This is a genomic window from Aurantiacibacter atlanticus, from assembly GCF_001077815.2.
Lineage (GTDB): Bacteria > Pseudomonadota > Alphaproteobacteria > Sphingomonadales > Sphingomonadaceae > Alteraurantiacibacter > Alteraurantiacibacter atlanticus.
The window spans coordinates 562,201-575,917 of record NZ_CP011310.1; the positions used below are offsets into that span (position 1 = coordinate 562,201).

Annotated in this window: 13 protein-coding genes; 7 read left to right on the top strand and 6 right to left on the bottom strand. The window is 56.9% G+C overall.

The window, feature by feature from the left end; translation table 11 throughout:
• The first annotated feature begins 101 nt into the window (after window positions 1-101).
• From CP97_RS02800 to queC, 7 genes are all read left to right on the top strand, one after another.
• A complete protein-coding gene (locus CP97_RS02800; protein WP_048884700.1) occupies window positions 102-1,175 on the top strand; it encodes an OmpA family protein in 1,074 nt (357 codons plus the stop codon).
• 519 nt (window positions 1,176-1,694) lie between these two features.
• Window positions 1,695-2,456: a cold-shock protein gene (locus CP97_RS16665; protein WP_048884701.1), complete on the top strand. Its 762-nt coding sequence runs from the start codon at window positions 1,695-1,697 to the stop codon at window positions 2,454-2,456.
• Window positions 2,457-2,576: 120 nt separating this feature from the next.
• Window positions 2,577-3,767: an aspartate aminotransferase family protein gene (locus CP97_RS02810; RefSeq protein ID WP_048884702.1), complete on the top strand. Its 1,191-nt coding sequence runs from the start codon at window positions 2,577-2,579 to the stop codon at window positions 3,765-3,767.
• Window positions 3,764-4,702 (top strand): ornithine carbamoyltransferase, encoded by a 939-nt coding sequence (argF, locus tag CP97_RS02815; RefSeq protein WP_048884703.1) that lies wholly within the window; start codon window positions 3,764-3,766, stop codon window positions 4,700-4,702. The genes CP97_RS02810 and argF overlap by 4 nt, the downstream gene beginning before the upstream one ends.
• 37 nt (window positions 4,703-4,739) lie before the next feature.
• Window positions 4,740-5,639 carry an Hsp33 family molecular chaperone HslO gene (gene hslO, locus CP97_RS02820; protein WP_048884704.1) on the top strand — a complete coding sequence of 300 codons (900 nt, stop codon included), beginning with the start codon at window positions 4,740-4,742 and terminating at the stop codon, window positions 5,637-5,639.
• Window positions 5,600-6,139: a hypothetical protein gene (locus tag CP97_RS02825; protein ID WP_227819651.1), complete on the top strand. Its 540-nt coding sequence runs from the start codon at window positions 5,600-5,602 to the stop codon at window positions 6,137-6,139. The genes hslO and CP97_RS02825 overlap by 40 nt, the downstream gene beginning before the upstream one ends.
• Window positions 6,140-6,185: 46 nt before the next feature.
• Entirely contained in the window at window positions 6,186-6,887 is a 702-nt protein-coding gene (gene queC, locus CP97_RS02830) for a 7-cyano-7-deazaguanine synthase QueC (protein WP_048884705.1), read from the top strand.
• Between the two features lie 31 nt (window positions 6,888-6,918).
• Here the strand turns inward: queC and CP97_RS02835 are convergent, their stop codons facing one another.
• Genes CP97_RS02835 through CP97_RS02860 form a run of 6 tightly spaced genes read right to left on the bottom strand, consistent with a single transcriptional unit; the run spans window position 6,919 to window position 13,708 of the window.
• Complete coding sequence (locus tag CP97_RS02835; protein WP_053106512.1) at window positions 6,919-7,449, bottom strand: superoxide dismutase family protein; 531 nt, start codon at window positions 7,447-7,449, stop codon at window positions 6,919-6,921.
• 54 nt (window positions 7,450-7,503) lie between these two features.
• Complete coding sequence (locus tag CP97_RS02840) at window positions 7,504-7,962, bottom strand: DUF2793 domain-containing protein (RefSeq protein WP_048884707.1); 459 nt, start codon at window positions 7,960-7,962, stop codon at window positions 7,504-7,506.
• An 8-nt stretch (window positions 7,963-7,970) separates the two neighbouring features.
• The gene (locus CP97_RS02845) at window positions 7,971-10,154 is read right to left on the bottom strand and encodes a phage tail protein (RefSeq protein WP_048884708.1); all 2,184 of its coding nucleotides are present in this window, start codon (window positions 10,152-10,154) and stop codon (window positions 7,971-7,973) included.
• Between the two features lie 16 nt (window positions 10,155-10,170).
• The gene (locus tag CP97_RS02850) at window positions 10,171-10,575 is read right to left on the bottom strand and encodes an NlpC/P60 family protein (protein WP_048884709.1); all 405 of its coding nucleotides are present in this window, start codon (window positions 10,573-10,575) and stop codon (window positions 10,171-10,173) included.
• Entirely contained in the window at window positions 10,572-11,393 is an 822-nt protein-coding gene (locus tag CP97_RS02855; RefSeq protein WP_048884710.1) for a DUF2163 domain-containing protein, read from the bottom strand. Before CP97_RS02855 ends, CP97_RS02850 begins: the two co-directional genes overlap by 4 nt.
• Window positions 11,390-13,708 carry a DUF2460 domain-containing protein gene (locus CP97_RS02860; RefSeq protein ID WP_048884711.1) on the bottom strand — a complete coding sequence of 773 codons (2,319 nt, stop codon included), beginning with the start codon at window positions 13,706-13,708 and terminating at the stop codon, window positions 11,390-11,392. Before CP97_RS02860 ends, CP97_RS02855 begins: the two co-directional genes overlap by 4 nt.
• Window positions 13,709-13,717: the final 9 nt, after the last annotated feature.

Below are 13,717 nucleotides of genomic sequence, written 5' to 3' on the forward strand. Positions count from 1 at the left end.
CCCTTATAGGGGAAATCAAGTAGTTCAGGTTTGATTGCCGGTTTCGAGATTTCTAGGCGGCGTTCAAGAAGCAGCATCAGGGTTCAAAAGGGATTTTATTTATGCGTAAGATTGTTCTCGGGTTGGGAGTTGCGGCTACCGCAATTTCAGCACCCGCGATGGCTCGCGATGGAGAGGGTTATTTCGGGGCAGAAGCAGGCCTTGTGTTCCCGGAAGACTTCGACACTGACGTAAATGGCTTGGACGACGCCGGCGAAACCAACACCGACAGGGGTTGGGAAGGTGCCGCCTTTGTGGGGTATGACTGGGGCCGTCTGCGCACTGAACTTGAAGGTTCCTACAAGGAATTCGGCGCTACGCAATATACTGGCAATGCCGGGACAGAAGCATATGACGGCGAATTCAATCAAATTGCGGCGATGGCTAACCTGCTGCTCGATTTTGGCGGTCAGGATGGTATCGGTTTCGCGATTGGTGCTGGCGCGGGCCGGACATGGCTCGACGTCAATACGCCCCCGGTGAGCAATGGTGCTGCTGAAATCAATGACGATGAGAGCGATTGGGCTTGGCAGGCTCTGGCGCAGTTGCGCTTCCCTATCAACGAGAGTGTCGAACTGACGGCGAAATACAAGTATTTCAGCACGCAGGAATTCACGATGACCGATACTCTTGGTCGTACCAATGAATTTGAGCTTGCAACTCATTCTGCACTAGTCGGACTGCTGGTGAATTTCGGTGGGGCCGAGCCTCCTCCGCCGCCACCCCCGCCGCCGCCTCCGCCGCCACCCCCGCCTCCTCCTCCCCCGCCTCCGCCGCAGGTGCAATGCAATACGGGTCCCTACATCGTCTTCTTTGATTGGGATGAGTCCCACATCACGTCTGAAGCGGAAACAGTGCTCAATAGTGCCGTTACTGCGTACAGCGATTGCGGCAGCGCCAGTATCATGCTGGCGGGGCACACTGACCGTTCGGGCAGCGCGACATATAATGTCGGTCTGTCGGAGCGCCGCAACGACTCGGTCCAGAGCTATCTGACCGGCCGCGGCATCCCGGCGGCTCGTATTTCTGCCGAAGCCTTTGGCGAAAGCATGCCCCGCGTTGCTACTGCAGACGGTGTGCGCGAATTGCAAAATCGCCGCGTGGAAGTGACCTACGGTCCGGGCTCGGGCAACTAGGTTCGTTACAGACTGAAAACGAAAATGGGGTCGGGAGAGAGGTCTCCCGGCCCCATTTTCATGGCCTGGGCAGAGGGATTTCCTTCTCTTGTCAGTGTTTCCGAATCATGCAGGACGTTTCGCGGCTTTCAACAAGGAACCCGCCCGGTCCGTGCCCCATATAGGATCCTCTGAGTCGCCGAGTGCCTCGTGAGTGACTGCTCGGTGTCCCGTCGGACGTAAAGGAACCCACTCTCTCGTATCGTACTTGCTCATACCTCATGTAGGGGCGATGTGCGCAGAGAAATCCAGTATTCCCGCCTCCCATCTGGCGAGCAGATGCCAATCCAGAACTGCCAAAAGGCCATGTCCATACCTCGCCTTCGGCCTGTTATCTTAAAACATTCGCGTCGACCGCCATTTACGTCTATAAGCCTCTAATTGAAGTGGTGGGGCAGATCCGCCGCTTCTCAATTGGCGGGAATATCGTCCGCATCGTCGATTGAAGTTTCAGGACGGAACTGAAGGTTTGTTGATTTCATGGGTTACGACAAAGGACGTCGCGGACGGGGACGTGACAAGCGCGATAATTTCGGTGGTGAAGGGTTCGATCCTTTTATGGATGGCGGGCCGCCTCCGATGGAGAGCGGCGGCTGGCGCGATGGCGGGAATGACCGATTCGGCGGCGGCGACCGCTTTAATGACGATCGTGGCGGCGGCAACCGGGGCGGTGGCTTCGGCGGCGGCAATCGTGGCGGCGGCTTCGGCGGCAGCGGCGGTGGTGCTCCACGCGGCGGCGGTGGCGGCGGGGGTATGCCTGCTCAGGTGGTTGGCACCGGCCAGGGCAAGGTAAAGTTTTTCAACGCTCAGAAGGGTTTTGGCTTTATCCAGCGTGATGAGGGTGGCGAAGATGTTTTCGTTCACATCAGCCAGGTCGAGCGTGCCGGTCTGGAAGGGCTCGCCGAAGGTCAGGAATTGCAATTCAACCTTGTAGATCGCGGCGGAAAAGTTTCGGCTGCCGATCTTCAGGTCGTTGGCGATGTGATCGCAGTCGAGCAGCGTGCTCCTCAACGCGAACTGACGGGCGAGAAGGCCGTCGGCACGGTGAAATTCTTCAACGCCATGAAGGGATTTGGCTTCATCACGCGTGATGATGGCAAGGAAGATGCCTTCGTTCACATCAGCGCAGTGGAGCGTTCGGGCCTGCCCGGGATTGCCGAGGGTGATCGTTTCGAGTTCGATCTCGAAGTCGACCGACGCGGGAAGCATTCGGCTGTCAATCTGGTGCCGGTTCAAGGTTGAACTTGCAGGAGATGCGGCCGGATGTTTGACCGGCCGCCCACTCCATCTTAGAGAAGAGTGATCAGGCGGTCGGCCCAAGGCTCGGCCGCCCTCTCTTTATTTTGGGATGGAGTTATCCTCATGACGATTACCCCGTTGATGCCCGTATATCCCCGGTGCGGCGTTCGTCCTGTGCGTGGGGAACATTGCCACCTGATAGACGAAGATGGCACGCGTTATCTCGACTTTGCCTCGGGTATCGCGGTCAATCTGCTGGGTCACAGTCACAAGGGGCTTATTGGAGCGATTCAGCGACAGGCGGAAACGCTGATGCACGTATCGAACCTCTACGGTAGCCCGCAAGGTGAGGCTCTGGCTTCACGTCTTGTCGAGAAGACTTTTGCAGATACCGTTTTCTTCACCAATTCGGGCGCCGAGGCAGTTGAAACTGCCATCAAAACTGCGCGCGCCTATCATCAGCATGCCGGGAATGACGAAAAGTTTGAATTGATTACCTTCAAGAATGCCTTTCACGGACGCACGATGGCAACAATCAGCGCCTCCAATCAGGAGAAGATGCACAAGGGCTTCGAGCCATTGCTGCCAGGTTTTCGCTATGTCGATTTTGATGATCTGGAAGGCGCGAAGGCTGCCATCGGCCCTAACACAGCAGGCTTCTTGGTAGAGCCGATACAGGGCGAAGGAGGGATCCGTCCGGGGTCGCAAGACTTCATCAAGGGTTTGCGCGATCTGGCCGACGCGCATGATCTGATGCTGGTATTCGATGAAGTTCAGTGCGGCGTCGCACGCACAGGCACTCTATACGCATATGAGCAATATGACGTGCAACCCGATATCATGGCGACTGCGAAGGGCATCGGCGGCGGCTTCCCGCTTGGCGCCTGCCTTGCGACAGAGAAGGCTGCGCGCGGCATGACCTTTGGAACGCATGGCTCTACCTACGGTGGCAATCCCTTGGCGATAGCAGCAGGAATGGCTGTCTTGGATGCGGTCGCCAATGATGATTTTTTAAGCGAGGTTCGCACTAAGGGAGAGCGTCTGCGCAGCCGCCTGGAACAGTTCATCGGCAACTACCCCGATCTTTTCGAGGAAGTACGCGGAAAGGGATTGATGCTGGGGATGAAGATGAAGTGCGAGCCAAGGCCGTTTATGATCCACTTGCGAGATCACCACCAATTGCTGACCGTAGCGGCAGGTGATTCCACCTTGCGGCTTTTACCCCCGCTGGTAATCGGTGACGCGGAAATGGACGAATTTTTCGACAAGCTGTCTGCAGGAGCCGCCAGTTTTGAGCCGGAACGGGCTGCATGACGCAAGCGCGTCACTTCCTCGATCTTTCCGACGCTGGCGGGAATGACATTGCGGCCATGCTGATCGACGCTATCGATCGCAAGGCAAAGCGTGGCGGGTGGCCCAAGGGGCGAAGCGATGCCGACGCCCCGCTGGCGGGCTACGTGCTAGCTCTTGTTTTCGAGAAGAGTTCTACCAGAACGCGCGTCAGCTTCGATATGGCGATGCGCCAATTGGGTGGAAGCGCTTTAATCCTCGATGCCGGGACGTCGCAATTGGGTAGGGGAGAATCTGTCGCCGATACGGCTCGCGTTCTCAGCCGAATGGTCGACGCGATCATGGTGCGGACAGATGATCACGCCAAGATCGAAGAAATGGCGCGCCATGCTACCGTTCCTGTCATCAACGGACTGACGGATCGTTCGCACCCGTGCCAGATCGTGGCCGATTTACTCACGCTGGTCGAAAACAAAAAGCCCTTACCCGGGCTTGAAATCGCCTGGTTCGGGGATGGCAACAATGTGCTCCATTCCATCTTGGAAGCTGCGGCCTTGATGCGTTTCAATGTGCGTGTAGCAACTCCGGAGGGTTTCACTCCGGAACAGGAATTCGTCGAATTGGCGCGAGAAGCCGGTTGTACGATAACCCTCACTCAAGATGCAGGCGCGGCAGCATCAGGAGTGGATGTCATCATCACCGATACATGGGTTTCCATGGGGCAGTCCGATTCGGAGGAAAAACTGGCCCTGATGCAGCCATATCGCGTTGATGATGCCTTGATCGCAATGGCAAAGGATGATGCCATCTTCCTGCATTGCCTGCCAGCCCATGTTGGTGACGAAGTGAGTGCGCAAGTCTTCGAAGGACCGCAGTCGGTTGTGTTTGATGAAGCCGAAAACCGGATCCACGCCCAGAAATCCATTCTGCTGTGGTGCTTCGGGCTACTGGGTCGCTAAACCTTCCAATGGGCCTCGCGCTCCCCATATCGCGCGCATGAGAGATTCACAAATCCAGACCTATTCGGATCGCCTGCTCGGTTTCACCATCCCGGCGCGCAACAGCCGCGGTCGTGTGGTCAGGCTGGAACGGGTGCTGGAAGAGATCCTTTCAGCGCACGACTATCCGGTCGCCCTCAAGCATTGCCTAGCAGAGGCACTTGTGCTGACGGCCTTGATGGGGGGGCTATTGAAGGGCGAAAGCGATCAATTGACGTTGCAAGCGCAAGGCAAGGGCGGGGCCGCAAGTCTGCTGGTCTGCGATTATCGAGATGGCGAGCTTCGCGCCTATATCCAGGAGAATCCGGATTGCGATTCGCATGCAGGTGCCAGCGCTTCCCTTGGCACGTTGTTCGGTGCCGGGCATTTGGCGATTACCTTCGACATCGCGAAAACGGGAAAACGATATCAGGGTATCGTGCCGCTCGAAGGTGAATCGCTGTCAGCAGCAGTTGAAAGCTATTTTGCGCAAAGCGAGCAGGTGCCGACACGGATAATAACTGCGGTCCAGTCGGCGGGGGAAAAGGCGTTCGCTGCCGGTTTCCTGCTTCAACATCTTCCTGATGGAGAAGAAGGCCGCGAACGTTTGCATGTCCGCATGGACGATTCCGAATGGGAGCATGTCTCTATCATGGCTGAAAGCTTGCGGCATGAAGAGTTGGCAGATTCCCAACTTCCTCTGGAGGATCTCCTGTGGAGGCTTTATCATGAAGAGCCACAGATTTTGGTCGATCCCGCTCTGGAGGAGCTCAGCAAAGGCTGTCGTTGCACGCGAGTACATTTTGAGGAGGTCTTGGCGCGTTTCCCGAAAGAGGATCGCAGACAGATGGTTGATGACGACGGGATAATTCTGGTCGATTGCGCGTTCTGTTCGAAGAAATTTGCGATTCAGGATTGAGATGGATTGCATTCAACGATTCGTCGCTCGGAAAGAGCAATTGGTCGTTCGTCAACAAATATGCTAAGAAGGCCAGAATGCTGATGAGGATTTTCAAAATGCCGATTGGGATTGCTGGCAGATTGGCCGGAGGCGCATTGGCGGCTGCTTTCGCCGTAATGCCTGCTACGGCGCAAGCGCCCGAGCTCGCGATGTTAAGCACTTTAGACCGGGGAAGCTGGACCTTCAGCTTACGGTCAAATGGTCCGACTGAACGGATATGCATGCGTACTGGCCGCGAGTTCATTCAGCTTCGTCATCGACAACCAGGGTGTGAACAATTCGTGGTGCAAGACGAAGCTGACGAAGTCACCGTTCAATATACCTGCCGTGGCAATGGCTATGGCCGCACTACCATTCGCAAGGAAGGGGACCGGTTGGTGCAGATCCGGAGTCAAGGCATTAGGGCTGGCTCGCCATTTTCTGTGGAAGGCGAGGCGCGGTACGCCGGTCGTTGCTAATTGCAGCCTACTTGCCCGGCGGCTGCCGCGAGTTTAGCCCAGTATCATGACACAGACTGATAAGATCGCGGTCGTCCTGCTGTCTGGTGGGCTCGATTCCATGGTAACAGCCGCAATCGCGCGAGAAAACGGTTATCGGCTGCAGGCACTTTCGATCAATTACGGCCAACGGCATTTCTGTGAATTGAATTCAGCCAGCACTATCGCCGATAAGCTGGGGGTCGAACGCCATGTCGTTCTGCCTCTTGATCTAAGGCAATTTGGCGGGTCCGCACTCACTGACGATATCGACGTGCCCAAGGCAGGCGTAGCGCAAGATGAGATCCCTGTTACTTACGTGCCAGCCCGAAATCTGTTGTTTCTTGCGTTGACCACCGCATTTGCGGAGAGCGCGGGTGCGAGCGACATCTTTATCGGAGTCAACGCACTCGATTATTCCGGATATCCTGATTGCCGGCCTGAATTTATCGCCAGCTTTGCTGAAACGGCGCGTTTGGGCACTAGGCAAGGCGTGGAAGGGACGCCATTCGTGATCCACGCCCCGCTCCAGCATTTTACAAAGGCTGATATTGCTCGCGAATGCGCCCGACTGGATCTTGATCCAGCCTGGAGCTGGTCATGCTACGATCCTACCGCTGACGGTATTGCATGTGGCCTGTGTGATAGCTGCAGACTACGTCGCAAAGGGTTTGCGGAGGCCGGCGTGATGGATACTACCGCTTACGCGGCTCCCTTTGCCGCTGACTAGATTTTTTACCACCCTCTACAGATGGCGGAAATCAGCTTCGTGTCAAAATTCCGCAAGCCACGCGGCTACCGGCAGCCCCTGCAGGATCAGTGCGATTATCGTCTGCCTTCTCGTGTACAACGATTGCAGTGCCATCGGCATCAAAAACATTGTCTTCTACCGAACTGAGAGTGCCCCTTAAAATCGTACTCATGGTTCCCGAACCGTCGCTAGCAATAGTCACATTGGGCAAGTCCCCCAGATGGGCACCTTGAGGATTGCGCAGGCCGTGTTGTGCATTGCCTGGATTCAGATGGCCGCCAGCCGAGGTAAAATCGGAAGCGCTGCAATCGCCGGTCGTGTGTAGGTGCACCCCATGTTCGCCCTGAGTCAGCCCGGTGAAACTAGCGTTGATAGTCACTTCCCCGCCCAGCGAAAACATTCTTGCCGTTCCAATCTGTGCCCCCTGTCGGTCGCGTATCATGGCGGTGCCGACTTCTGTAGCGGCGGTTTCATACGCTGTCTGGCAGCCAGCGAGAGTCATAATGACTAAAGGGAGGGGGATCAGCGTATGACGTGACATATCTTGCTTTCCTTTGCTTGAAGAAAGGAAACTCTCCGCGGCCCAAAAGTGTTCCTAATTTTCAGGTAAAATCCCTGCGGTCACTAGAGCCGAAATCAAGGCAACAATCGTTTCGCGGGCTTCTGTATCTTCGGTGGCGCCAGCCATTGGTGTGGGGATAGCAGCGATGCGTTGCCAAGAGCCATCAAAACGCACCACTGATCCGCTGGCAATTTCCGTAACAGACATGCCAAGCTTTGGTTGGAGGTAAATCCAGTTTGCCGACTGTCGGCACGCGATGCCGCCCGAATTGGTTGCCCACTCGCCAGTGGGTTGTGTCCCGATGATCCAGCAATCACCTTCATTGGGGCTGGCGGGCGGATCATTCGCTTCACCTTCGACCACAGGATGGATCAAGCTATCAAGGCGCGCCAACGCTTCGTTGATTGTGAATTCCTTTTGCGCCTGCGCCACGAACAGATTCGGTAGGTTAAATCGGGGCGTGGTCGATGTGAAACTGATGGGATTGGTCATGGTGGGCCTCAGTGTATTGTGGTGAGGAGAAGAGGGAGCGAACGCGCATATGTGCCAATCTGTCGTACCCAGATCGGCTCACCCAGATATTGGGCGCGCAGATTATTGAAGGCAGAAGCCTCAATGGTGAGTGAGGAAATTGGGCTCTGCCAGCGTGTCAGTGGAAGATCTGGACTACCGAGGCCAATTTCATAGCTTTCGACCTGCTCTGCCAGCGGAACTTCGACATCAGCCGGCCAGGACCACGCGCCGCGCGCGCGCCTGATCCATTGCAGTGCCAGGCTGCCATCCTGCATGATTTTCGCTTTTGGATGGACCGGGGCAAGCGGACGTTGGGTAATGCCCGGGGATGCGATTGAGGCCACGAGCGGATCGGCATCTGCAAGGCCAATAGCGGCAATAGCAGAGGCGTCGCCAAGCTGCGCCGGATCAATTGCAATGGGATTTTCATCCAGCAGGACGAACGGCGCCTCTATTACCGCGCCCAACTGCGCCTCATGCTCGGTGCCGCCCCGACCACGTAGCAGGTGTGACAGCTGCCAATGCGATCCGCCCAAATGCTCGACATTGGCAAACTGGATGACCTCCTTGCCGACCACTGCGCGATTGGCGCCTTGTGCCAGATCTTCAAGGCTTCGGCTCTCCACCGCGAAATCTTGAGATAGAAGCTCAACAGTGAGGAGGGTTTCCCGGTCAACGATGCAGCTTGGTCCTGGGGGCAAGGGCGCAATCATCTTGCCTGTGATACTTCGCCGCGAACCGGTTTCTCCTATTGGGGACAAACTGCCCTTAATATCGGCATAGAGTGCAGCGCCGGTCCATCCAGATGATGATGAGGACGCAGCGGCGAATACCTGCCGCTGATCGCCATATCCGGCTCCGTTCCAAGGTAATTCAAAAGCGTGCAATACGGTAGGGGTGGCAACATTGTCGGTGGGTGTTAGCGAACGACCTGGAGAGGTTGCGATCGCCGCGCTTTTGCGCTGCGGCACGCGCTGCAGTTCAAGCTCCAAACCGTTCTCGCGCCATTCCCAAGCGTCAATACGCCACTTTCCGGGTTTGTGCGGCACTGAAACGATTTGACCGGGTGATAGTCGGGGATCGATCTGCGCGATGCGGTAGGCCAGCCGGTCCTGTGACCATGCGGCTCGCTCGGCTGCACCATCGGCCAGTTGCTTGGCCGAAGTCGCATAGAGCGCGCCGGGAAATTCGATGATGCGGCTACGTCCCGCATTCGCTTTGCCGCCCGCACGCTGAAGCCCTACCTGATAGTCGCGCTCCACATCATAATAACGCAAACCTGCCGGCACCTGACTGGAATCTGCACGAAAGCGCTCAGACTTGCCGCTAATCCCACCAAAACTTTCGCCCTGTTGATCGACGATCGGCGCGGGAAGAATGAGTTCGGGTTCGCTTTCCGGATTAGCATCGCCAATGGTCAAGCGGTCATCGGCTGTATTGCTCGTCAGAGGATAAATTCGATCAATCGCGGAGAGGTTTTCGGCAAGAGATCCGCCATTGTCGGAAAAGCCCTTTAGGGACGACAGTGTCCGCGCCACCTTAATGTCTGATCCCGCGGGCGCGACCAACTGCGCAAGGCTCACCTCGCCCTCATCGGCAAAGACCTCGAATGTAAGTGCCGGAATGCGGTTGCCAAAGTCAGCGAGCTGCAAATCCTCGAACACGCAATATGCAAAACCACGAAAAGCTGAGCTCTGGGCACCTTCGGCTGCGGCTATCAGGGGGTCCGGTTGCTGATCGCCAGTGCCCGTATAAAGGCGCATTGCTCCGCCGACTTTCAAGTCGTCTGCGGCACCGCGCAACAAATTGCCGTCTGCCCATATTCGGCCAATCCGGGAAATCGGCCTGCTTGCCAGCGCAACCGCGAATGACGAGGAGTAGCTATAGGTGACGGTCGACGGACTGCCTTTGCCGCCCCCGCTTCTCTCACGCGATTCTTTCAGATCGGTGGCCCATATGATTGTCCCGGCAACGCGCATCTTGCCGAAATGTCTGCCAATCGGCGAACCATAGCTGGAGGTCGTAACCTGTAGCTCTGTCAGCCGGGGGCCTTCGCGGTCCGATGGCTTTGACAGCGCGCCATCAATCTGGCTGCCGATGAGTGTTCCGATCGAACCGCCAATCGGGCCGCCAAGGGCTGTGCCTACGGCAGTGAGGACAAGTGTAGCCATTGATAGGCCTTTCAAATCAGGTAAGTCGCCAATGACCGTAATCGGACAGGGGTGAAGGAAAGGGCGAGATGACGACACGCCCCAAGCCGGCATGAGCATGGATCAGACGTGCAGTATTATCGGCGACCGCGAGGTGCAATTGACCAGGCGAAGGTTTTAGAATGATGAGGTCTCCCCGCAGGATGACACCTGCGGTCTGATGGAAACCCGCGGCTTCGAAGAGCAGATGAAAGCGCAAGCAATCTCTGTTTCGCAGCGAGTAATAGGGAATGTCCGGCGGTGTTCTGCCAATCGCCAGAAGTGCTGTTGTGACAAGACCTACGCAGTCGAGGCCGGTCCTCTTATCGCGTCCCCGGAGCCGAAACCGCGTTCCCACCAAGGCCCGCGCTGATTTGGCAAATGCCAATCCGTCAGCACTCATCCCGAACTGACTGGATAACGAGCCAAGAGGTCATTCCCGGGAAGATGCGGCTCCCCGCGAAAGTTGACGGCATTGCCGAAGCGCGAAGAACACGTTGACATGGTATGGTCGCAACCTTCGCGCAGGATGGCGAGGTCACCTTGCGCAATGCCATCCGAGAGTGATTGGTCGAGATAGAGCAGGGTCCCCTCAGCTTCGATAATTTGCATGGTAATACCAGCCAAAGGACCGTCGACCCATTTGACGCTACCTCCATGCATTGCCGCATCGGCAGGAGCGCCGATAAAAGATACGCTGCCTGTTTCCATATCGAGCGATTCGACTCGAAGAAGATGGGTAAAGCGCGCTGGACTGATCCCGCATCCAGTGCCGCAGAACTCTGCGCGGCATGTGGGACTGGTACGCGGAACGACATCGATGTCGAGGCTTGCCTTGGCGGATCGCAATTCAGCTTCGAAAGCGCCATCTTCTTGCGATATATTGCCAAGCTCTCCCTGGAACAGCGTGGCGCGATCGTGTGTCTCCCAATCGATCAACCCAATGGCGATACGCGCTCCGACATATTTTCCCGCCTCCAGATCGGCAGCAGAGATTGAATCATGCGCAAGCACGCCTTCTACTTCGACCGCGTCGCTGGAAAGGCCGGCGGTGCGGCGGATTGCGGACGGAATCATGCCTGGTGCTGCGCGATAGGTGAAGTTGGCAAAAACAAGATCGCGATCATGGCTTGTAAAACCCAGCGCGACGCCATCCCGGCGCTTGATGCTCCACCAGGTGGCCACGCCTTCAAGTTCGTTAGCGAAAAAGATGTGGCTCATACGTCCTCACGCAATTCGATGAGCGGGACTGAAGGTGCATCACCAGCAGCGAAGGTCGCATTGGTAATGTCCAGCCGGTCTTCTGCAAAGCGCACTGGCACATCGAAAAGGAACCCGCACCGCAATTTAGCGCCCATTGCAGGAGCGTCAGTGAAAATGATTTTGCCACCAAGTTCATAGTGCCAGTTCGTGTTGGGCAATCCATCCACGCTGACGAGCAGCGTCTGAGTGCGAGGGCGCGTGATGAAACGCTTTTGCGCGTCGGTTCCGCTTCCATAAAATTTGCACAGGCGATATGTGGCCGTCAGACCGTCTCCTGTGCCAAGGGGTTGGTCCATCATAGTCGGGCTTCCGGTCAGCCCGTTCGTACTGAAATCAAACGGGTCAGATAGACGAAAACCGCGTGCCGGCCCGCGCCGCGCACGAAAAAATTCGAGCAGCACGCCAAGTTCGGAATGAGATCTTATGCCCGGCCCGACATCGTAATGAAGTCGTGCGTCGCTCCATTGGCTGTTGCGGCGTTCATGCCCTGATGCGGTCAATGAAATGGTGGTAGAAAATTCGGGGCTTACTCCAGTGTCCTGGCCCAATGCCAGCGGATAGATCAGGTCGTCGAAGGCTTGCACATCATTCTCCTGGTAAGGCAGGCGGACATATCCATCGCGCAGCACCTGCGGCAGCGCCCAGATGAAACTGCGCAAAATTCCGCGTCCAATTGCGTCATCTATCCCTGCGTCGATGCGCGGCCAGAATTCCTCTGCATCGGATGGCTGGAGCACAAATCCCGCTAGATATTCTTGCTTCCCAATCGGGTAGTTCAGATGCTGCTGCACAAAATCATAGGCCTTCAGGCGCAGCGCCTCGGCGCCGTGTGCAAGCCAGTCGTAATCTTCCAGCTGCAACCGGTCATAGGCAGGCCATGCCCATCCGGCGGGCATATTCGCGCGTTGAAGCTCGGGGCGCGCCGGATCGAGGATTGTTGGTGTGAACAGCAAGAGCAGCACCTTTGCGGCACCTGCCGCGTGCGCCCTGATGGCGTCACGCAAATCATTGGTTGAAGTAGCCAGTTGCGATCCTGCCCAGTCGAGCAGTGCCAGTTGGTCAGCGTCAAGCGGCCCTGAAAGGTCTTCGATCTGCGCAGCCGCCGGCTGCAACTGCATCGCTGCATCATCGTAAAGACAGATTTCATCTTCAGCGGTTACCCACCACCAAGGCTCCCCGATCTGTACGACGACCGAAACGCCCGCTGTCATCATCAGATCAACGAAATCCAGCGCCATCTGGCGCAGGAACGCCATCGCTTCGTCCGATGCTGGCGACAGCAAGGTGGAGGGCGGGACCCATCCGGTTAGGGCGGGCGCACCCGCAAAACTGCGCTGTTTCCAGGCAGAAGGACAATGTTCGTCGAATAATTCGTAGGAAATCGACAATATGGGTTCGAAATCCAACTGCTTGCACCGGGCGAAAAAGTCGGCGTGCCAGGCCATGCACGGATCGCACAGCCCGTCTCCGGCGCTTGGCAGAAGTGAGCCGTCAGCCTGCTGCACCAGCCGATAATAATGGCTCATCCCGACATAGTGGACGAGCGATCCGCGATAGCCGAGATGCAGCGTATTGCGCAGCAATCGTGCAGGCGTGAGGTTATAGCTGTCATCATAGGCAGTTGCCATTCCAAGGCCGTGGGCAGGAAGCACAGGATCGCCGATAGTCAGGATCGCCCCTGCGCCGTCGCATGTTATGTCCTGCAATTCGATCCAGCCATTTGCGCGCGCAATCAGCAATCCCGTGTCGGCGGGATCGTAATCCATCGGGGCAAGCGAAATGAAAATGCGATCGATGTCCAGTGGATGGACTAGCGCGCCATCGGCAAGCCAGCCTTCGCGCAGATCCGAAAAGGGCAGTATAATCGTGGCGTCATCGGGGTTCCCGCTGGCGTAATTCCACAGCCGCACATACCAGGTCCGTGCATTGCCTGCGGCGTCACGGCCCTCGATAGTGAGTGTGGGGCCATGCACCGTATCGAGCGGCAGGACACCGCCAGACCGCCAGTGGAAGGACAGGCTGGTATGGGCGTAATCGCGCTGCGTGTCATAGCCAAGCAGCGGGTGATCGTAGCGGTCCTCACTTTCCCAGATCAGTCCAGCAAGTGCATCGCAATGGTGGAATTCGCAATCCACACGCAGCGCATCAGGCGCGGTTGAAACCACGCTTGCCATCATCGGGCGCGGGAAATCGACTGTCCAGAGACGCGGATCGAAGCGCTGGATGAAATCAGTTTCCTGACCGTCGAGACCTGTGGCGAGCCAGTAAGCCATAATCTGTCC